Below are 20,411 nucleotides of genomic sequence, written 5' to 3'. Positions count from 1 at the left end.
AGTTAATTTTGTAAAAAGAAAAAGGAGGAAACAATGAACAGTGTAGAAATGATCGATATTGTTAAGCAATATCCATTAGTGCGAGCTGTTGATCATGTTTCCTTTTCTTTAGGTCAGGGAGAGATTCATTCCCTGCTGGGAGAAAATGGAGCCGGCAAATCGACGCTGATGAAAATCCTCTACGGCATGACTCTGCCGGATGAGGGCGAGATCCGTGTTAACGGCGAGCCGGTCAAGATCAAGAGCCCGAAAGACGCGATCCGGCTGGGGATCGGCATGGTGCACCAGCACTTCATGCTTTCCCCGGTGATGAGCGTTACTGAAAATATCATCGTCAACCACGAGCCGCGCAAAGGCTGGCTGATCGACGAGAAGAAGGCCGAGCAGGAGATTCAGGCACTGATCGACCGCTTTCACTTCAATATCAACGCCAAAGCCAAGGTTCAGGAACTGTCCGTCGGCGAGCAGCAGCGCGTTGAGATCCTCAAGGCGATCTACCGCGGCGCCAATATTTTAATCCTGGACGAACCGACGGCCGTGCTTACGCCGCAGGAAGTCGAAGAACTGTTCGTCATCATGCGGAATCTGAAAAAGGATAACAAGTCGATTATCATCATCACGCACAAGCTGAAGGAAACACTGGCGATCGCCGACCGGATTTCCGTTCTGCGCGATGGGAAAATGGTCGAATCCGGTCTGCCTCTGGACAACGTGACAACCAGCGATCTGGCTAAAATGATGGTCGGCCGTGACGTTGAACTGAACGTGCGCCGGGAAAATACGAACATGGGCGAGGAGTTTTTCCGGATTCAGGATTTAAAGCTGAGCGAGCGCGGCGTGCAGGTGCTTAAAGGGATCTCATTGTCAATCCGCAAGGGCGAAATTCTCGGCGTCGCCGGTATCGAAGGCAACGGCCAGACCGAACTGATCGAAGTCCTGACCGGTCTGCGCAAAGCCGATTCCGGGACGATGACGATGGGAACGGAAGCGATTCACGGGGATGCCCACGCCTTCTTAAAGCATAAGATCGGACACATTCCGGAGGATCGTCTGAGCCGTGGTTTAGTCGCGGAAATGTCCATTGAAGACAATCTGATTTTAGGCTATCATGACGAACCGCAGTTTCTCAAACAGGGACTGCTTCAGAAAAAGAATATCCAGAGCTACGCTGAGGAAGCAGTCGGCGAATACATGATCAAGACGCCGAATGCGCGTGAATTTGTTTCCTCGCTTTCCGGCGGCAACCAGCAGAAAGTGGTTATCGCCCGGGTGTTCAAGCAAAACCCGGACGTGCTGATCGTCGCCCAGCCGACCCGCGGAGTCGACGTCGGTGCGATGGAGTATATTCACCATCAGTTGCTGCGCTTACGCGACGAGGGTAAAGCGATTCTGTTAATTTCAGCGGATCTCGATGAAGTCCGCTCGCTGTCCGACCGGATCGCCGTGATTTACGACGGCCGGATCGTCAGCGTTCAGCAGGCCGAGGATACCGACGAGCTGTCGCTGGGCCTGTTGATGACCGGAGGGAAGGAGGAGCACCATGAGCAAGCTGTCTAACCGGCTGATGAAAACCAGTCCGATCGTGATCTCGCTGGTGTCCTTCGTCCTGGCGATTCTGGTCAGCTGCGTGATCATGCTGCTGTGCGGCTATGATCCGATCTTCGCCTATTCTGTCATTATCGAAGGCTCGCTCGGTTCCGTACGTTCCTTGACCAACACCTTGATCCAGGCGACGCCGCTGATCTTTACCGGTCTGGCGTTTATGGTCGGCAAGAAAGCGACGCTGATCAACCTCGGCGTCGAAGGCCAGATGTATACAGGCGCGATGGTCGCGGCGTTGGTCGGCATGACGCCGCTGCCGCTGCCGGGCATCCTGCATCTTTTACTGGCGCTGGTCTGCGGTGTGATTGGCGGCGGTCTGGCCGGCGCGCTGATCGGCTTTTTGAAAGTCCGGTTCGGATCGAACGAAGTTATTACGACGACGATGACCAATTTCATCATCATCAATTTCTGCGATTATTTAGTCAATTATCCGTTAAAAGCCGAAGGGGCGGTCGCGCAGACGAATAAAATCGTCGACGGCGCGCTGTTAGGCAAAATGATTCCGGGTTATCAGCTGACCTGGGCGATCGTGATCGCGGTGCTCGCGGCCCTGATTGTGAAATTCGTGCTGGAAAAGACCCGCTTCGGTTATGAAGTCCGGGCGGTCGGCTTAAACATGAAGGCTGCGGAAACGGCCGGCATCAAGGTCGGCGGCGTCATGATGAAAGCGATGCTGTTCAGCGGCGCGCTGGCCGGTCTGTGCGGCGCGGTGCATGTCACCAGCGTCGGCAAGCGCTTCATCAGCGGCTTTTCGCCGGGATACGGCTTCAGCGGCATCTCCGTCGCGGCGCTGGCCAGCGACTCACCGCTGGGCATCATCCTGGCGGGCATCATCTTCGGCGCTTTAAAAACCGGTGCGATGTATCTGAACATGATGAGCCAGATTCCGACGGAGTTTGTCAGCGTCATTCAGGCGCTGGTCGTTATCTTTGTTTCCGCGCCGCTTCTGATCCGGGCCTTGATCGGCGCGGACCGCAAACCGAAGAAGGGAGGACGCAGCCATGCTGAATAATATCACAGGCATTCTGAGCACGATGTTCTCCATGTCCATCCCGCTGATTCTGGCGGCGCTGGGCGGCGTGTATTCCGTGCGCAGCGGCATCATGGCGCTGGGCCTCGAAAGTATGATTCTGACCGGTGCGTTTACGGCTGCCGTCGGTTCGTTCTATTCCGGCAGTGCCTGGATCGGGCTGTTGTGCGGGATCTTGGGCGGTATGATCTTCGGATTATGCCACGGCCTTCTGTGCATCCGCTATAAGGTCAATCAGGTCATCAGCGGCATCGGCCTGAATCTGTTAGCCACGGCGGCGTCCACGCTGCTGATGCAGATCATCTGGGGTAACAAGGGCAATTCCGAAGCCGTCGCTTCTGTCAACACCAAGCTGACGTTCTTAAAGGACGTGCCGGTGCTCGGCGATATTTTCAGCCGCCAGTCAGTGCTGCTGATCTTCACGATCCTCGTGTGCATCGCCAGCTGGTTCATCTTATTTAAAACACCGTTCGGTCTGCGTTTGCGGATGGTCGGTGAAAATCCAAAGGCTGCCAGCAGCATGGGCATTCCGGTCCGGCGGATGAAGTATATCGGCGTATTGGTCTGCGGCGCGCTGGCCGGTCTGGCCGGGGCGTATCTGTCGATTGACAGCCTGAATATGTTCGTGCGCGATATGTCCGCCAGCCGCGGTTACATCGCGATCGCGATCGCCATCCTGTCGCGCTACAATCCGCTGAACGTTCTGTTATGCGGTTCGCTGTTCGCGCTGTGCGACGCGGTTCAGATTTATGTTCAGGGCTACGGCATTCCGTCGCAGCTGGTTCAAATGATCCCGTACATCGTCACCCTGCTGGTTCTGGCGTTTGGCGTCAAGAACATTCAGCCGCCTGCCGGTGTTGGTAAATATGAAGACGAATAAAGGAGGAACTATGGAACATTTCAAGAGTACGTCCGTTGAAATCACGGATATCTGGCAGAGCAGCTGCCAGTACCCGGACGTCACGGTCAACAGTAAGAACGAAGTCTTTGCGGTCTGGGAAAAATATCTCGATCACACCGAGGTTATCCGGTTCGCGCAGATGATTGATCATCATCCGCACAATGAAGTCCAGATCTCCGGCAGCGGCTTAGCGCTGCGGCCAAGCCTGCATACGTTCAACGACCGCGTGATCACCGCCTGGTCGGAATTTGAGAACGGCGTGTGGAAGCTGTGCGTCCGCGAATACCAGGACGGCGTGTTCGGCGCGATCCAGGTGATCGACGAGGGCGAAGCGCTGTTCTATCCTTCCGTTAAAGACGACGGAACCCATCCGGTCGTCGTATACAACCGTCAGGGCGTCGGCTTCAGCGATACGATCGTTGCCACGCTGGGCGAAACAGTGACGCTGGAAAAGGTCAACACCGCGGTGAAGACGTATCGTCCATGCTTTGATCATGACGGCAAAGGCCATTGCTTTGTCGCTTATGATCTGTATAACGGCGTGAACTATGACGTCGTCGTGCGCGCCAAGATCGACGGGCAGTGGAGCGAGGAAGTCAAGCTGAATCAGACGGCGATTTACAGCACGCATCCGGTTATGACCCGGGTCGGCCAGAAGGTCACGATCGCCTGGTATGAAAATGGCAAGCACTGTTATTTCAGCAACAACGTGATCGACGTAGAAGTAAAAGACGGCCAGATTGTCACGTCCCATTACGCCGTACTGACGGAAAACCGCAACTGGTACAACAACATCGACATCACAGCGAACACCCAGGGCTATACGGTGGTCACCTATACCTGGGGCAAATACAACGCGATCGTGCGCGTGCGTGATTTAGAAGGCGTCTGGTCGGAACCGGTCGTCATCACCTACAACGACAGCCAGTGCGCCGTGCGTCCGCATATCGCGCTGGACGAAAGCAATGTTCTGCATTATATCTGGCAGTTCGGCAACAAGAACGGTCACATGCACCGTTACGCGTCGATCGTCTACAACGAAGTCGCGCTGGACATCCTGCCGCAGTTCTATGATTTAGAGATCGAAAAGAAGATCGATCAGTTCGTGCAGCCGATCCCGGCGGAAAAAGCGCTGGACAGCCGCAGCGAGGAAGAAGTCGCGGCCTGGCTGAAGAAGAACGGCTATGAGAATCTGACGCTGACCTTCGGCGATATTCACGGCCAGTCCAACCTGTCCGACGCGCTGGGCGAGATCGATCAATATTATCATTATGCGATCAAGGACGCCAACATGGATTTCTGCGCACTGACCGATCATGACGATTATCCGGATATCGCGACGGATTCCGAATGGGAATGGAACCGCACGACGCGCAATCTGTTCAACGGAGAAAAGAACTTCGCTGTGCTGTTGGCCTATGAATGGACGTCCAACGAATACAAGCATGACTTTGGTCACAAGAACGTGTACTACCCGTCCAGCACCGGCGGTCTGTACCGCAGCACCGATCCGGAAGGCAACAACCCGACGGTTCTGTTCGAAAGCATCAAGAAGGACGGCGGCCAGTGCATTCCGCATCATCCGGCAGCCAACTGGGGTCTGGTATCCGCGGCGACCGACTGGGATTACCATGATCCGGAAGTGCAGCGCGTCGTTGAAATTTTCTCGCGCCACGCCGACTATGAGAAATTTGAAAACCAGTCGAAGTACACGAAGAACATTATGAAATTTGAACGCCACTGTGCTCAGGACGCACTGGCCCGGGGTTATCATTTGGGCTTTATCGCCGGTTCTGACTCGCACCAGATGGAGCATGGCATCGAAGGCGGCATCTTAGGCGCCTTCGTTCCGACGCTGACCAGCGAAAACGTCTGGAACGCGATCTACAACCGCTTCACTTACGGTACCAGCGGCGCCCGGATTCTGGCTTCGCTGAAGATCGGCAGTCATCACATGGGTGAAGAAATCATGATCCCGGCCGGGGAAGCGGTCAAATTGGACGTCAGCGTGCTGGCGGTCAACGAGATCCGCACGGTTCAGATTATCAAGAACAACGAAGTGTTGGTTGAGATGGAAGGCTGCGGCTGTGCGATGGACTTCACCGTAGAGGACAGCGAGCGCGGGGAAGAAGACTTCTATTACCTGCGCGTTGAACAGATCGACGATCACTGCGCCTGGTGTTCGCCAATCTGGGTTACCCGCGGATAATTGATGTACAAGTTAGCTTAAAATAAAAACGAGCAGGTCTGCCTAAAATGGCAGCGCAGCTCGTTTTTTTTTAGGGTAGAGAAGAAAAAGATAATCAGTTTTCCGAAGCGAGAAGCTTTCTCATCTTGATTTGTTTCAAAGTGCGTTCAACTTATTTGCAGTCGAAGCCATTGTCCCGGAAATTTTGGGTCACTGTTTCCAGCGTCATGTTAGTACTCACTAAATCCTGATCGACTTCTTTTAAGCTGATTTCGATCGTAATGGTCATGGTGTCCTTGATTTCAACGGAAATATTAACATCTTTCGTTTCACCCTGGGCAGCGTATAGCGACAACATCATTCTTCCAGCTGGTCTTTTTCCTCATCGTTCATTGAAAGAAAGATTATTTCAAACATTTTTGTAAAGCAAAGCTTTTTTTTGAAAAATAAATCCGCTGGGATAAGCCAGCGGATAATGGACATAAAATAGTAAAATTGGCTCAGCAGGCCTTCAGTTTAGCGTATAATGCCTCGTCCAGACAAGCACTGCCGGCTTCCGCGTTGGCCTTCGCCTGAGCCGGTGATTTCGCGCCGGGAATCACAACCGGACAAACCGGATGGGAAAGGATATAGCGCAGACTGGTCTGGATCAGGTTATCCTTCCCGGCCGCTTCGATTACGCGGTCCAGCCGGTCCATTTTCTGCAGATAGACTTCCCGCGCACTGCCGCCTTCGTTAAACGGCGTGCGGATAGTATCAGTGAAATGCGTATCGCGGGTGTAGTGTCCGGATAAAATTCCCTGCGCCAGCGGTCCCCGTACGAGCACACCGATGTTGTTTTCAAGACAGTAATCAAGCATGCCGTTGGTTTCCGGTGTTTTATTGATCAGCGAATAATCCAGCTCGACCACCTCGCAGGTACCGCGCCGGTTGAATTCTTTCAGTACGTCCAGATGATCGGTCGAGATGCCGTAATGCCGCACCAGCCCGCGCCGTTTCAGCTCCTCGAAACCATCCAGCCATGGATCCACCTCTTCCGGCTTTAAATCATTGAGATGGCACAGCGCGACGTCGAGATAGTTCGTCTGAAGACGGAATAAGGAAGCATGGCAGGCTTCGATCACGATATCGGCGCAGGTAAACTGCATTTCGCCGCCGAAACGTTTGGCCCAGTTGCCAAATTTTGAGATCAGCACGACGTTTTCGCGGATTCCGTTCAGCGCCCGGCCGAGCCGTTCTTCCGAGCATCCTCCGGGAATGCCGTAAGCGTCGGCGGTATCGAAGACAGTAATGCCGCTATGATAAGCGGCGAGGATCGTATCTAAAACTTGTTGATCGTCCAGTTCGCCCCATTGATTGCCAATGTTCCAGGTTCCCATGCCTACCGCGGAAACCTCCATGCCGGTTTTTCCAAATTTTCTTTTCAGCATTGTTATCCTCCTGTTTTTTCCTATTATATCATATCCCACGCCGTCCTCGACCGGCCGCTATTGAAATTAATCCGGGCTCCTTCCCCCAATTCAGGAGAGCGCCCAGCGAGGGTTGACGTTGTGATTTTCAAACACTTCCATGACAAGATAGAAGCAGAGGTTGGATCAGGCTGTCAAAATCACCGAGGATTCGCTCCTGTTCACCGTTAGAATAAAGCAGCCGGGAAAAAAATCAGAATTTCTTGCAGAAAGTCGCGAAGAAGTGTTGACAAAGAAGCTTGGCAGACTATAATAATAAGTGCTAGCACTGATGAGATAAGAGTGCTAAAACGAGCGATAAGGAGGAATTACGATGATTAGACCATGTAATGATTTTGTGCTCTTAGAGAAAGAAAAGGCAGAAGAAAAAACCGCCAGCGGAATTATCCTGACGGACAAAAACACTGAGAAACCAACCGTAGGCAAGGTTCTGGCAGTCAATAACGGCCATGAAGTCGACGGCAAGCATGTTGAATGCTGCGTCAAAGTCAACGACCGCGTTATTTATGAAAAGTACGGCGGAACCGAAGTCAAGATCGACGGACAGGAATATTTGTTAGTTCCGGAATCCAAGATCATGGCGGTTATTGAATAACAACAAACATTAAAAGGAGGAATGAGAATATGGCAAAGGAAGTCCGTTTTTCTAAAGATGCCCGCGTGGCGATGATGAAGGGCGTCGATACACTGGCCGATGCGGTCAAGATCACGCTGGGTCCGAAAGGCCGCAACGTCGTTCTGGAAAGAAGCTATGGTTCACCGTTAATCACGAACGACGGCGTAACGATCGCGAAGGAAATTGACTGCGAAGATAAGATTGAAAACATGGGCGCGAAGCTGGTGCTGGAAGTTGCTTCCAAGACCAACGACACCGCCGGCGACGGCACAACGACCGCGACGCTGCTGGCGCAGTCGATGATTCACAAAGGCATGAGCAGCGTGGAAAAGGGAACCAACCCGGTTCTGATGAGAAGCGGTATGGAAAAAGCGGCGAAGTTCATTGCGGACAAGCTGCTGGAACAGACGCATAAGGTAGAAACGAACCAGGATATCGCTCAGGTTGCCGCGATTTCTTCCGGTTCTCAGGAAGTCGGCGAAATCATTGCACAGGCGATGGAAAAGGTCGGCCGTGAGGGTGTTATCACCGTTGACGAATCAAACGGTTTTGAAACGGAACTGGAAACCGTTGAAGGCTTACAGTACGACAAGGGCTTCATCAGCCCGTACATGGTATCCAACCGTGAAAAGAACGAAGCAGTGCTGGATAACCCGTATATCTTAGTTACCGATCAGAAGATCAACACGATCCAGGAAGTCCTGCCGCTGTTGGAAAAGATCGTCCAGACCAACAAGCCGCTGCTGATCATCGCTGACGATATCGATCAGGAAGTCGTTGCAACGCTGGTTCTGAACAAACTGCGCGGCACGTTCAACGTTGTCTGCACGAAAGCGCCAAGCTTCGGCGACAACCAGAAGGCAATGCTGGAAGATATCGCGATCGTGACCGGCGCGAAGTATTTTGCCAAGGATCTGGCGATGGAGCTGAAAGATGGCGAGATCGAAGACCTCGGTCATGCGAACCGTGTTGTCGTCAAGAAGGATGACACGACAATTGTCGGCGGTACCGGCGATAAGGAAAAACTGAACGAACGGATCGCGGAACTGAAGCTGCAGATTGAAAACACGACTCAGGAATACGATAAGAAGCGTCTGAACGAACGGCTGGCGAAGCTGACGACGGGCGTGGCGATCGTCAAGGTCGGCGCAGCGACAGAAAGCGAAATGAAGGAAAAGAAACTGCGGATTGAAGACGCTTTGAACGCGACAAAAGCGGCAGTCGTTGAAGGCATCGTCATCGGCGGCGGCGCGGCTTTAGCTTCAATCTATCGTGAATACCGCGATGAGCTGAAGGGTGAAACTCCGGATGAACAGAAGGGCATCAGCGCTGTCTTTGAGGCAATCCTGAAGCCGCTGTATCAGATCGCGGAAAATGCCGGCTATGACGGTGATCAGATTGTTTCCCGTCAGCTGACAGAAGGCAAGAACGTCGGCTTCGACGCCAAGAAGGGCGAATGGGTCGATATGTTTGAAGCCGGAATCGTAGATCCGACTAAGGTTACCCGCAACGCACTGCTGAACGCGGCATCCATTTCGGCACTGTTTATCACGACAGAAGCAGCGGTCGCAGAATTACCGGAAAAGAACGCTCCGGCGGCTCCGGCAATGCCGGACGGCGGCATGTACTAAGCCGAAATTCTCAATCTTAACTCTGTGTTTTAAGGGCAGACAGCACAATCCCCCAGTGCTGTCTGTTTTTTTGTTTTTCAGCTTGACTGCGGCTTGAGCGTTCGTTCTGAATGAAAGCGATTTCTGCGCAGGATAGTTCATGGTATAATAAATAAAAATGGGGAGGACAGAACAGATGGCAGGGGGAAACGCACAGCTGGCTTTAGACCGTGTTGAAGCTGGCGAGAGCTTGGAAATATCAAAGAAACACACGGCGCTGCCGCCGGGATTGACGCGCGGCATGTTGATGAAGGATGTACTTCGGATCGCCGGCCCGTCGTTTGTCGAACTGACGCTGACGCAGCTGACGTCAATGGCGGATCTGATGATGGTCGGTCAGCTGGGGGCGTGGGCGATCACGGCAGTCGGCTTAACGACGCAGCCGAAATTTTTAATGATGACAATGTTCATGGCGATGAACGTCGGGGCGACGGCGCTCGTCGCCCGCTACAAAGGCGCGGAACAACCCGCAAAGGCGAATGAAGCGGTGCGGCAGGCGCTTATGCTGACGCTGGTGATGTCCGTTGCCGCTTCGGTTGTCGGTTTTCTTTTTTCGGAAACGATGGTCCGGTTTATGGGGGCTACGGAAGAACTAAGCTTGACCAACGGTACGGTTTACTTACAAATTCAAATGGCCGGCTTTGTGCTGATGGCGCTGACCACGACGATTACGGCGGTGCTGCGCGGCGTCGGCGATTCCAAGACGGCGATGAAATACAACGTCGCAGCCAACGTGATCAATATCATTCTCAACTGGATCTTAATTTACGGGAATCTCGGTTTTCCAAAAATGGGCGTTGCCGGCGCGTCGTTAGCGACGGTGATCGGCCAGACGGCGGCCTTCTTCATGGCGGGCTGGGCGTTGATGAAAAAAGGCGGCTATCTCGAATTCAATCTGCGTGAAAAGTTTAAGCCTGATCGGGAGATCCTCACGAATATCTTTGCGATCGGTCTGCCGGCGATGGTCGAGCAGCTGTTTATGCGCTTCGGCGTGATCCTGTATTCCAAAACGGTCGCTTCATTAGGCACGGTCGCGTTTGCGACACATAACGTGTGTATGAACATCCAGGCGCTGTCGTTTATGATCGGCCAGGGCTTCGCGGTGTCCTCGACATCGCTGGTCGGCCAGTCGTTAGGGAAAAAACGAACCGATATGGCGCACCACTACGGTAAGGTCAGCCAACAGATCGGGATTGGCTTTTCGCTGGTGCTGGCGCTGATCTTCTTTGTGATCGGCGGTCCGATTGTGTCCCTTTACAGCAACGAGCCGGAAGTCATTGAGCAGGGGACGCGGATTCTGATGTTTCTGGCGCTGATCCAGCCGTTTCAGGCCACGCAGTTTATTCTCGCCGGCGTCCTGCGCGGGGCGGGGGATACGAAAACCACCGCCGTGGTTATCTTTGTCACAACGCTGATCGTGCGCCCGCTGCTGGCAATGCTGACGGTGTACGAGCTGCATTGGGGCTTGTACGGCGCCTGGATCGCGCTGGTCGCGGATCAGCTGCTAAGAACGTTGTTAATCTGGCTGCGGTACCGCGGCGGCCAATGGCAGCTGATGAAGCTGAAAGGCGAAGCGGCATAAACTGGAAGAACGGAAAAAGGAGAAAACACATGGATAAAATTCAAATGGCAAAGGGAAAATTGGCGCGGGGACCGCTGCCGGCCATGTTCAATTCAAAACATTACCAACAGGTCGAGGCCTTTCATCAAACGTTGAAGCAATACGCCCCGACGCCGCTGATCAATTTGTCAAAGCTGGCGGAAAAACTGGGGATTCAGGCGATTCTGGTGAAAGACGAATCGCATCGTTTCGGCCTGAACGCTTTCAAGGCTCTGGGCGCGAGCTATGCGGTGCATCGATATCTTGAACAGCATCCTCACACCCAGCCGGTCTTTGTAACGACGACCGACGGCAATCATGGTAAAGGCGTAGCGTGGGCCGCGCTGCAGGCCGGCTGCCGGGCAGAAATCTTTATGCCTAAAGGCACGGTCGCCAGCCGCGTGCAGGCGATCGAGGCGCTGGGCAACGCCAAAGTCACCGTGACCGAATGGGGTTATGACGATACCGTGCGCTGGACACGCGATTACGCACAGCGCAACGGCTATGTTTTAGTGCAGGATACCGTGCTGGAGGATTATCATGAAATTCCCCAGAACATTGTATTAGGCTACACGACGATGATCCGCGAGGTTGTTCAACAGATTGAGGAACAGGCGCTCGCCAAGCCGACACACGTCTTTTTACAGGCCGGTGTCGGGTCGATGGCCGGGGGCGTGCTGGGCTGGCTGGCGGATACGTTAAAAGCGGAAATGCCGGTCGCCTCGATCATCGAAGCGACAGATTCCGCCTGTGTCTTCGCTTCCTGTCCGCAGGGAAAGCTGGTCTCGAAAGCCGGCATCACGCCGACGATCATGGCCGGGCTGAACTGCGGAGAAGTCAATCCGGATCTCTTTCCGGTGCTGCGCGATTACGCAGCGTTTTACTTCGCCTGCGTGGATGAAGTCACGGAGGCTGGGATGCGGCAGTACGCCGATCCGCTGGCCGGGGATACCGCGATTGTCGCGGGCGAATCCGGGGCTGTCGGACTGGGACTTCTGTTAAGCTTGTGCCAGGATGACCAATATCAAACGATGAAGCAGGCGTTAGGATTGGATGAACATTCCGTTGTGCTGCTTCTGAATACGGAAGGCGCAACGGATCCTGACGATTACCGGCGTGTTGTCGGCCGCGATCCGCAGACGGTCGGAAAATGAACGGGGAGCGGGGGCGGTCGGTTTCAACCGGAGTGATCGCCGCAATTTTGATTGCGATTGTAGCTTTGAGTATCTTCTTTCAAAACCTGGACATTTTCTTTCCGCAGCTGTTGGAGCCGGATCCGCAGATTCCGCCGCCGGTCGTGCTGGAGCTGCCTTCATTTCTCGAAGGCTGTCTGCGCAATGAAGAAAATACCCTGACGATTTATGAGGAAGACGGAATCGTGCATGGGGATCAATTTTATCAATGCGAAATCAACGAGCTGAGCGAAGCGGATGAGATTTTAAAGAAACAAGGACTGGCTTCCATCAACTCACAGGAAATCCATTTTTCAATGTCAATTCAGATCATCCGCGATCCCATTCGAAGACAACAAGCACTAACCAGGGAAATGATGGACTGGCAGCGGCTTCTGCAATTTGTCGGTTGTTTTTATCATTGCATCCGGCTGACGGAGATTGAAATCACGGAAGACAACATTTTGGATTATGCGGTACCGTTGGATGCCGGGGACTGGCAGGTTGATCAGATCTATCAGATCGATCAGGAAGTTTTCGGTACCATCGGCGACCGCCTGTTTATGTTTCATATCGCGAACGTGCTGATCCCGCACGAACCTTCGGATGAAGTTGTGCTGCTGGACGTTACAGATCCCCTCATCATCAATAAGATTCGTCCGTTGATCGACATCGAAATTCCGCAGCCATGAGAAAGGACAAAGAGAACCTGAAATTTAGAGTCAGAGCAGGATAGAAAGCGGGTGAGTTATGCACAAAATAGAAATCGTTAACGCGCATGAGGGGAATTTGAGAAACGTGTCGCTGACGTTGCCGAAGGAGAAATTGATCGTTCTGACCGGGGTGTCGGGGTCCGGCAAGTCGACGTTTCTGATCGACGTCTTGTTCAACGAATGTCAGCGTCAATATCTGGAAGCCATGGGAATGCAGGGAATTCCCAAGCCGAAGGTCGACAAAGTCCGCGGGGCGAGTCCGGCGATCGTGATCACCCAGTCCATGGCTAATAAAAACCCGCGCTCCACGGTGGGGACGCAAAGCGATATTTATACGGATCTGCGGATGCTCTATGAGAAATTGCACAGACGGACGTGTCCGCATTGCGGCGCGGTGATCGACGCGGCGGCCTGCAAGGAAGAAACGGAAAAGCACGGCGGGGATTTTCATGTTTACATGCGCTGTTCCCATTGCGGTGAACGGATGGATAAATTGACCCGCACTGATTTCTCGTTCAATACGAAAGAAGGCGCCTGCCCGGTTTGCGAGGGATTGGGGAAAATTCATACGGTCGATGAAGACCGGATCCTGGATCCGGCGCTTTCTTTAGAGGGAGGCGCCGTCCGCTTCTGGGAAAAACGGTATGGCGAATATGAAATATCGCTGTATTACGCCGCCTGCCGGGCTTATGGTTTGGATGAACCGCGGCATGTGCCGGTTTGTCAATTCACCGAGCCGCAGCGGATTTTACTAATGGAAGGCAGCGGCAGTCCGCAGTTCTCATCCGCGCTGTCAAAGAATGGCCTGCCGGAACCGGCTGATTCAGGAAAGTTTGAAGGCGTGATGACCAATCTGCGGCGGCGTTGGGCAGAAAAAGGGGGACAGGCTTGCGCGCTGGACGCATATTTTCAGGTCGTGGACTGTCCGGCCTGTCATGGCGAACGTCTGAATCCGCTGAGCGCTCAGGTAACGGTGAAGGGAACCCGGCTGCCGGAATTATCCGGCCTTTCCTTAATCCGCCTGCAGAGCTGGATTGAGGCGCTGGACTTCACGTTGACCGGCGAGGCGCGCCGTCTGGCCGAGGATTATCTGCGCGATATCCGGACGAAGCTGAACCGGCTGATCCGGGTCGGTCTGGGCTATCTGACGCTCGACCGGCAAATCATCACGCTTTCCGGCGGGGAAAGTCAGCGGCTGGCGGCGGCGCTGGATCTGGAAATGTCCGGCCTTTTGATCATGTTGGACGAACCGACAGCGGGCCTGCATCCGCAGGATACCGAAGGGCTGATCGCCATTCTGAAACATCTGCGTGATTTGGGGAATACCGTGCTGGTCATCGAACATGATCCGGATGTGATGCGGGCTGCGGATTACCTGGTCGAATTCGGACCGGGAGCCGGTATTCATGGCGGAAAACTCGTCGCCTTCGAAACGCCTGAACAGCTTCAGTCTGATCCGGCGTCCCTGACCGGGCTTTGGCTGGCTGAACCGGCGAAAATCACTTCGCGGCCGAAAACCGCGCAGGGCTGGATCACCATCAAAAATGCCAGTCTGTATAATCTGCGGTATTTTACCGCCGCTTTTCCAACCGGGTGCCTGACCGCGGTAACCGGGCCTTCCGGATCAGGAAAATCCACCCTGGTATTCGAGGTGCTTGCGGATCGCCGCGGCGGTGCTGAAATTGCGGGATTGGAACAATTTGAACGAGTGGTAACGATCGAACAAGCCGCGATCACGCGGATGAAGCGCTCCAATGTTGCGACATACAGCGGCGTCTATGCACTGATCCGCAATCTCTTTGCGAAGACCGAGGCGGCCCGTGCCGCGCATTGTCCGGCTTCTCATTTCTCATTCAACACGCCGGGCGGCCGGTGTGAAAACTGTCAGGGCATGGGGGTTGTGGAGAACAACATGTTGTTTTTCGCCAACGTTGAAGTCGTCTGTCCGGTTTGTCATGGCCAGCGCTTTAACGAAACGGTGCTGAACGTCAAATACAACGGCCGCTCGATCAAGGAAGTCTTGGATCTGACGGTGGAAGAAGCCGTGCAATTCTTTGCCGGACAGGTTAAATTGATCCGGATGCTGGAGGTGCTGATGGAAGCGGGCTTAGGCTATCTGCCGCTGGGGCAGCCGCTGACGACGCTTTCCGGCGGAGAAGCACAGCGCTTGAAGCTGGCTGCGGAATTGATTGAAAATCACGGTGGGAAGAACCAGCTGTATTTAATGGATGAGCCGACGACCGGTCTGCATCCGGCGGATATCGGACACTTCCTGAAGCTGCTTCTGCGCTTGCGGGATGCCGGTCATACCGTGATTGTCGTGGAACACAACCCGCAGCTGATCCGGGCCTGCGACTGGGTGATCGACCTGGGGCCGCAGGGCGGCGATCAAGGCGGCCAGCTGATGTTTGCCGGGACTCCGCAGGCTTTAAAAGCGCAGGGGGAAAGCGTTACGGCCCGGTATTTATAACGCAGACAGCACTTATTTTATTATTTCTTTCTGATTCAGAAACGGCGGGACTCGCTCAGACCGCCGTTTTTCTTTCTGTCATGCAGAAAGCAAAGCCTGTCAATTCCGCTGTAAGTTCCTCTTTTATACTGGGGTCAAATGAATTTGCGGGGATAGGAACCAGCCGGTCAGGAAAAGAATAGAGATAGGGGAAAAGAGAGCTTGACTTGCGGCTGATCCGGAGTATACTTAGGAATGATCGTATACAAGTAAACTAATCGAGGAGGAAAAACGCCGATGAGTAAGATACGGATACCCATCTCCAACGTGGAACAGATGCTGAAAGGCTACGCCCGTCTACGCGAGGCGTACAGCCGCTTCTGCGCTCATTCCGTTGCCGGCGAAGCGTTTTCGCCCAACGAAATGAACGTTCTGATCTTTCTGTCGAACAATCCGTCGATCAACACAGCCAAGGAACTGACCGTGACCCTGGGCGTTTCCAAAGGCTTAGTCTGCCGCAGCGTGGACACGCTGGTGCGCCGGGGTTATCTGACCAGTGAGGAAGACGCGAAGGATCACCGGATCCTGCATCTGCGGCTGACGCAGAAAGCGGCTCCGGTAATCGGTCAGATGCGTGTCAGTATGGACCATTTCTCACAAACCGTGACCCGCGGTATCTCGGAAGAAGAACTGGCGGTGTATACCCGGGTTCAGCATCAGATTTACGCCAACATCGAAGCGATGACCAATCGGAAAGGGGATTAACTATGATTCAATCGAAAGAAACAAATTTAGGGAAGGACCGTGTCGGACGCTTATTCTTTGCGCTGGCGGTGCCGGCGATCACTTCTCAGGTCGTAAACGCACTCTACAACATGGTCGACCGGATGTACATCGGCCATATTCCAGGCTCGGGGGCGTCGGCATTAACCGGCGTCGGCGTCGCGTTTCCCTTAATCATGATTATTTCCGCGTTTGCGGCGCTTGTCAGCATGGGCGGCGCCCCGCGGGCGTCCATCATGATGGGCAAGGGCGATAACGAACAGGCCAATAAGATTTTAGGCAACTGCTTCACCGCGCTGGTCATCACCTCCGTCGTTCTGACGGCGGTCACGATGATTTTCTGCGAGCCGCTGTTAATGATGTTCGGGGCCAGTGAAAACACGATCGTTTACGCAAAGGCGTACATGATGATCTATGCCGCGGGCACGATTTTTGTTCAGCTGACGCTGGGCATGAACGCGTTCATTTCCGCCCAGGGGTTCTCCCGCGTCAGTATGTTAACGGTCATCATCGGCGCGATTACCAACATTGTGCTTGATCCGATCCTGATCTTCGGCTTCAATATGGGCGTGCGCGGAGCGGCGTTGGCGACAGTGCTGTCGCAGGCGGTTTCGACGGTCTGGGTGCTGCAGTTTTTAAGCGGAAAGAAGAGTCAGCTCAAGCTGCATCCGAAATATTTCAACATCAACGCCAAGATCCTGTTCCCGGCTCTGGCCTTGGGCGTTGCGCCATTTATCATGCAGTCGACGGAAAGTTTGTTGGTGCTGTGTTTTAATTCCTCCCTGCTGAAATACGGCGGCGATCTGGCGGTTGGCGCGATGACGATCCTGTCCAGCGTCATGCAGTTCTCGATGCTGCCGCTGCAGGGCTTAACCCAGGGCGCGCAGCCGATCATCAGCTTCAATTACGGCGCGGGGAATATCGACCGCGTGAAGAAAGCGTTCCATCTGTTATTGGCGAGCTGCCTGATCTATTCGACGGTTATGTGGGGATTGTGTATGTTGTTCCCGCAGATGTTCGCGGCGATCTTCACCAGCGATCCGGCTCTGACGCAGATTACGGTCTGGGCGCTGCGGATTTATATCGCGGCGGTGTTCTTAATGGGCGCACAGCTGGCTTGCCAACAGACGTTCATCGCGCTGGGCAACGCCAAGATTTCAACTTTTCTGGCGTTATTGCGGAAGATTATCCTGTTGATTCCGCTGATTTATATTCTGCCGAATTTCATTGAAAACAAAGTGTTTGCGGTCTTCGTGGCGGAACCGATCGCCGATACGATCTCGGTGCTGGTCACGATCACACTGTTCTTCCGCTTCTTCCGGGCGGTCGAGCATGAACAGGTTCACGCTTGATTCTCGGTTCCATTCATCAGATAAAATAAAAAACAACGTGCTGCGGGTGGTCAGGGATTTCCCTGAAGGCGAGAAGCTGGATACTGATATCCAGTTTTCCGGCCTGCCCGGCACGTTTTTTTTGGAAAAACTGCAATAGGGAAGGTAAATAAGAAAGCAATTTGCTTGTTTAAATTGCCGCGCAGAAAATCAAATTGGGTTCATTCTCGGCCAGTGCATTCGGGAATAAAATGAAAAAGGACGCTTAAATCAGCGTCCCTGCCGAGATTATAGCACGTTTGCTTTTATCCGTATGCTTGCTTATTTACTTATGAACCGCGGTTATCAGCTGACGCTGAATTTCTTTGCGCAGCGCGTTCATATTTAGCGGCTTGGCCAGATGCCCGTTCATGCCGGCGTCCCGGGCCAACTGGATATCTTCAGCAAACGCATCGGCAGTCAGCGCTAAAATCGGGATCTGCCGGGCATCGTCCCGCGGCAGTTCGCGGATCCGGCGAGCTGCATCATATCCATTCATGACAGGCATTTGAATGTCCATTAAGATTAAATCATACCAGCGGTCGGCGGCGTGTTTCATTTTCCATATGCCTTCCATGCCATTTTCAGCAATCTCTACTTCTGCTCCGTCCTGTTCCAGCAGTTCTACCGCAATTTCACGATTCAGGGCGTTATCCTCGACTAAAAGAAACCGCCGTCCGGCAAAAATCCGGTTTGGTTGTTCATCGTTAAGTTTGTTTGGGGTATCCTTCAGAACATAGATTTGCAGCGCACGGCAAAGCGTTGAAGCGAAGAGCGGTTTGGAAATAAAACCATCGATTCCCGCCTGCGTCGCTTCTTCCTCTATATCGCTCCAATCGTAAGCGGAAACGATCAAGATCGGAGTGGTGCCGGAGATTTTCCTGCGCAGCCGACGAGCGGTTTCCGGGCCATCCATCCCCGGCATTTTCCAATCCAGAAAGACGGCGTCGAATTGGACTCCCTGAGATTTTGCTTGATCCGCCAGCGTCAGCGCTTCCAGGCCCCCTGTGGCCAACGTCACACGCACGCCCAACTGCATTAGGGAGGCAGTCATCGTTTCACCCATAATTGTATCGTCGTCGACGACCAGTACGCGCAGATCTGGAAAATGCACCGGCGTTTTATCAGCTTCAATCTGAATCTGCAGCGGCAGTGTGACGGTAAAGGTCGTACCTTGTCCGATCTGACTTTCCACCGCAATCGTCCCGTTCATCAAATCGACAAGCCGGCGTGTGATTGCCATACCCAGTCCGCTGCCTTCCGTTTTATCGACGCGGCTGTCTGCTTGGCGCGAAAACGGCTCGAACAGTTTAGACAGAAACTCCGGGCGGATGCCGATGCCGGTATCCTGAAATGTAAAACGGTAATCAGCATAATCAGGACCCGATTCTGGAAGTTCTTCGATGACAAAGGTAATTTCCCCAGCTTCCGGTGTAAATTTGGAAGCGTTGGATAAGATATTGATGAAGATCTGACGCAGCCGCAGCGGATCCGACCACAGCCGTTCATGCCGCACATGGCGCAGATGGATCGCAAACTTCTGACGTTTGGCCTTGAGCATCGGCTGCATGATCGCCACAATGTTCTCCAATGTTTCCGGCAGCGTGACGGGTTCACCGGTCAGCGTCATTTTTCCGCTTTCGATCCGGCTCATGTCCAGGACATCGTTAATTAACCCCAGCAGATGTTCGCTGGACAACGCGATTTTACGCAGGCAGTCGCGCAGCTTACCTTCGTCGTGAAGATGCCGGACCGCCGGATCGGTCATGCCCATGATCGCGTTCATCGGCGTGCGGATATCGTGCGACATGTTCGAAAGAAAATCGGATTTTGCGCGGCTGGCCTGACGGGCCGTTTCCAGCGCCGCTTTCAGCTCGGCGGCCTGCTGCTCAAGACGGGTCTGCATCTGCCGCAGCTCGGTTTCGTCGGTCACATCCAGATAAATGACGAGATAGACCGGCTCCCCGTCTTTGACGCCGATCTGTTCAGCATTGATCTGCAGCCATGCGTCATTTCCATACTGATCGCTCATCTGGGCGGTAAAGTGCACCGGCAATCCGCTAAGCAGCCGTTCACGGTTGGCCTCCAGCTGCTCACTGTTGCGTTCAACGTTGCGGGCAAAAACGATGTATTCTTCATTTTTCCAGCTGTCGTCGCCGAAAAATTCCAGGAATTTGCGGTTGGCGTCCAGAAGCTTCAGCTGCAGCTGAGGACCGACCTGATATTTAGCGACAAAACCGGGTAGATTATCGTAGGTTACGCTCTGTTCCGCCCGCATCTGCATGACGTCGTCAATGTTGTTCATGACCGTATAGGCAACCTGAACACCGTTGATTCGTTCCTCAACAAACGTTGCGGCCAGCTGGACCCAGACGTATTCCCCACTCTTCCGGCGCATCCGCGTGACGGTCGTATAACCCGGCTTGCCGGCGATGATCGCATCAACAACGACGTGCTGGATGGCTTGCCAGTCTTCGAGATTCTCAGCATAGTATAAATCCGGGCGGTTGTGATACAGTACCTCATACTCTGCCTGAGGATAACCGATCAGATCGTAATAGAAATCGTTGGCCCAGATTAAAGTAAAATGTTCGTCAAGCAGATGCTTGCTGACGCTGACGTGAAGCATGTTCATCAGTAATGTATAATCCTGGTTCTGACGCTGGACGGCTTGCGCGCTGATCGTATTCATAAGGTTTCCTCCCTGAAATTGAAAGCTGATCACGGCAGGAGAAGACCTGTCGTTTTGATAGAGAAGAAGATCGGAAGATAATATCTTTATCTATTTAGCTATCAGATGGATCAGCTTCATTGTAGCTCAAGCGAAGCCTCTTGGCAAGCGTCGTTT

16 protein-coding genes are annotated in these 20,411 nt (G+C 53.5%); 13 read left to right on the top strand and 3 right to left on the bottom strand.

Features of this window, described 5'->3' with window-relative positions; translation table 11 throughout:
* The first annotated feature begins 33 nt into the window (after window positions 1-33).
* Genes DWY25_RS04085 through DWY25_RS04070 form a run of 4 tightly spaced genes read left to right on the top strand, consistent with a single transcriptional unit; the run spans window position 34 to window position 5,742 of the window.
* The gene (locus DWY25_RS04085) at window positions 34-1,557 is read left to right on the top strand and encodes an ABC transporter ATP-binding protein (protein WP_117894022.1); all 1,524 of its coding nucleotides are present in this window, start codon (window positions 34-36) and stop codon (window positions 1,555-1,557) included.
* Window positions 1,541-2,614 (top strand): ABC transporter permease, encoded by a 1,074-nt coding sequence (locus DWY25_RS04080; protein ID WP_117894020.1) that lies wholly within the window; start codon window positions 1,541-1,543, stop codon window positions 2,612-2,614. The genes DWY25_RS04085 and DWY25_RS04080 overlap by 17 nt, the downstream gene beginning before the upstream one ends.
* Entirely contained in the window at window positions 2,604-3,512 is a 909-nt protein-coding gene (locus DWY25_RS04075; RefSeq protein WP_244925922.1) for an ABC transporter permease, read from the top strand. The genes DWY25_RS04080 and DWY25_RS04075 overlap by 11 nt, the downstream gene beginning before the upstream one ends.
* A gap of 10 nt (window positions 3,513-3,522) precedes the next feature.
* The gene (locus tag DWY25_RS04070; RefSeq protein WP_117894017.1) at window positions 3,523-5,742 is read left to right on the top strand and encodes a CehA/McbA family metallohydrolase; all 2,220 of its coding nucleotides are present in this window, start codon (window positions 3,523-3,525) and stop codon (window positions 5,740-5,742) included.
* Between the two features lie 151 nt (window positions 5,743-5,893).
* Here the strand turns inward: DWY25_RS04070 and DWY25_RS04065 are convergent, their stop codons facing one another.
* Together DWY25_RS04065 and DWY25_RS04060 are read right to left on the bottom strand one after the other, a co-directional pair.
* Entirely contained in the window at window positions 5,894-6,082 is a 189-nt protein-coding gene (locus tag DWY25_RS04065; protein ID WP_117894014.1) for a hypothetical protein, read from the bottom strand.
* A 139-nt stretch (window positions 6,083-6,221) separates the two neighbouring features.
* Window positions 6,222-7,151 (bottom strand): aldo/keto reductase, encoded by a 930-nt coding sequence (locus DWY25_RS04060; protein WP_117894011.1) that lies wholly within the window; start codon window positions 7,149-7,151, stop codon window positions 6,222-6,224.
* A 352-nt stretch (window positions 7,152-7,503) separates the two neighbouring features.
* Between DWY25_RS04060 and DWY25_RS04055 the strand changes: the two genes are divergently transcribed.
* From DWY25_RS04055 to DWY25_RS17690, 9 genes are all read left to right on the top strand, one after another.
* Complete coding sequence (locus DWY25_RS04055) at window positions 7,504-7,785, top strand: co-chaperone GroES (RefSeq protein WP_006057763.1); 282 nt, start codon at window positions 7,504-7,506, stop codon at window positions 7,783-7,785.
* Between the two features lie 29 nt (window positions 7,786-7,814).
* The gene (gene groL / locus DWY25_RS04050; RefSeq protein ID WP_006057764.1) at window positions 7,815-9,437 is read left to right on the top strand and encodes a chaperonin GroEL; all 1,623 of its coding nucleotides are present in this window, start codon (window positions 7,815-7,817) and stop codon (window positions 9,435-9,437) included.
* Window positions 9,438-9,612: 175 nt separating this feature from the next.
* Window positions 9,613-11,058, top strand: coding sequence for an MATE family efflux transporter (locus DWY25_RS04045; protein ID WP_244925921.1), 1,446 nt, complete (start codon window positions 9,613-9,615; stop codon window positions 11,056-11,058).
* 29 nt (window positions 11,059-11,087) lie between these two features.
* Window positions 11,088-12,230: a diaminopropionate ammonia-lyase gene (locus tag DWY25_RS04040; protein ID WP_181981684.1), complete on the top strand. Its 1,143-nt coding sequence runs from the start codon at window positions 11,088-11,090 to the stop codon at window positions 12,228-12,230.
* Entirely contained in the window at window positions 12,227-12,940 is a 714-nt protein-coding gene (locus tag DWY25_RS04035; protein WP_117894002.1) for a hypothetical protein, read from the top strand. The genes DWY25_RS04040 and DWY25_RS04035 overlap by 4 nt, the downstream gene beginning before the upstream one ends.
* Window positions 12,941-12,998: 58 nt before the next feature.
* Window positions 12,999-15,431, top strand: coding sequence for an excinuclease ABC subunit UvrA (locus DWY25_RS04030; RefSeq protein WP_117893999.1), 2,433 nt, complete (start codon window positions 12,999-13,001; stop codon window positions 15,429-15,431).
* Window positions 15,432-15,707: 276 nt separating this feature from the next.
* The gene (locus tag DWY25_RS04025) at window positions 15,708-16,175 is read left to right on the top strand and encodes a MarR family winged helix-turn-helix transcriptional regulator (RefSeq protein ID WP_117893997.1); all 468 of its coding nucleotides are present in this window, start codon (window positions 15,708-15,710) and stop codon (window positions 16,173-16,175) included.
* Between the two features lie 2 nt (window positions 16,176-16,177).
* Window positions 16,178-17,545: an MATE family efflux transporter gene (locus DWY25_RS04020; protein ID WP_117893994.1), complete on the top strand. Its 1,368-nt coding sequence runs from the start codon at window positions 16,178-16,180 to the stop codon at window positions 17,543-17,545.
* A complete protein-coding gene (locus DWY25_RS17690) occupies window positions 17,526-17,684 on the top strand; it encodes a hypothetical protein (RefSeq protein WP_181981683.1) in 159 nt (52 codons plus the stop codon). Before DWY25_RS04020 ends, DWY25_RS17690 begins: the two co-directional genes overlap by 20 nt.
* A 165-nt stretch (window positions 17,685-17,849) precedes the next feature.
* On the opposite strand, the gene DWY25_RS04015 is transcribed toward DWY25_RS17690, so the two are convergent.
* Window positions 17,850-20,255, bottom strand: coding sequence for a response regulator (locus tag DWY25_RS04015; protein ID WP_117893991.1), 2,406 nt, complete (start codon window positions 20,253-20,255; stop codon window positions 17,850-17,852).
* Window positions 20,256-20,411: the final 156 nt, after the last annotated feature.

The sequence above is a fragment of the Holdemania filiformis genome, from assembly GCF_003459085.1.
Classification (GTDB): Bacteria; Bacillota_I; Bacilli_A; order Erysipelotrichales; family Erysipelotrichaceae; genus Holdemania; species Holdemania filiformis.
The sequence above is the reverse complement of the archived record's forward strand: the minus strand, read 5'-3'. Positions and strand labels throughout refer to the sequence as shown.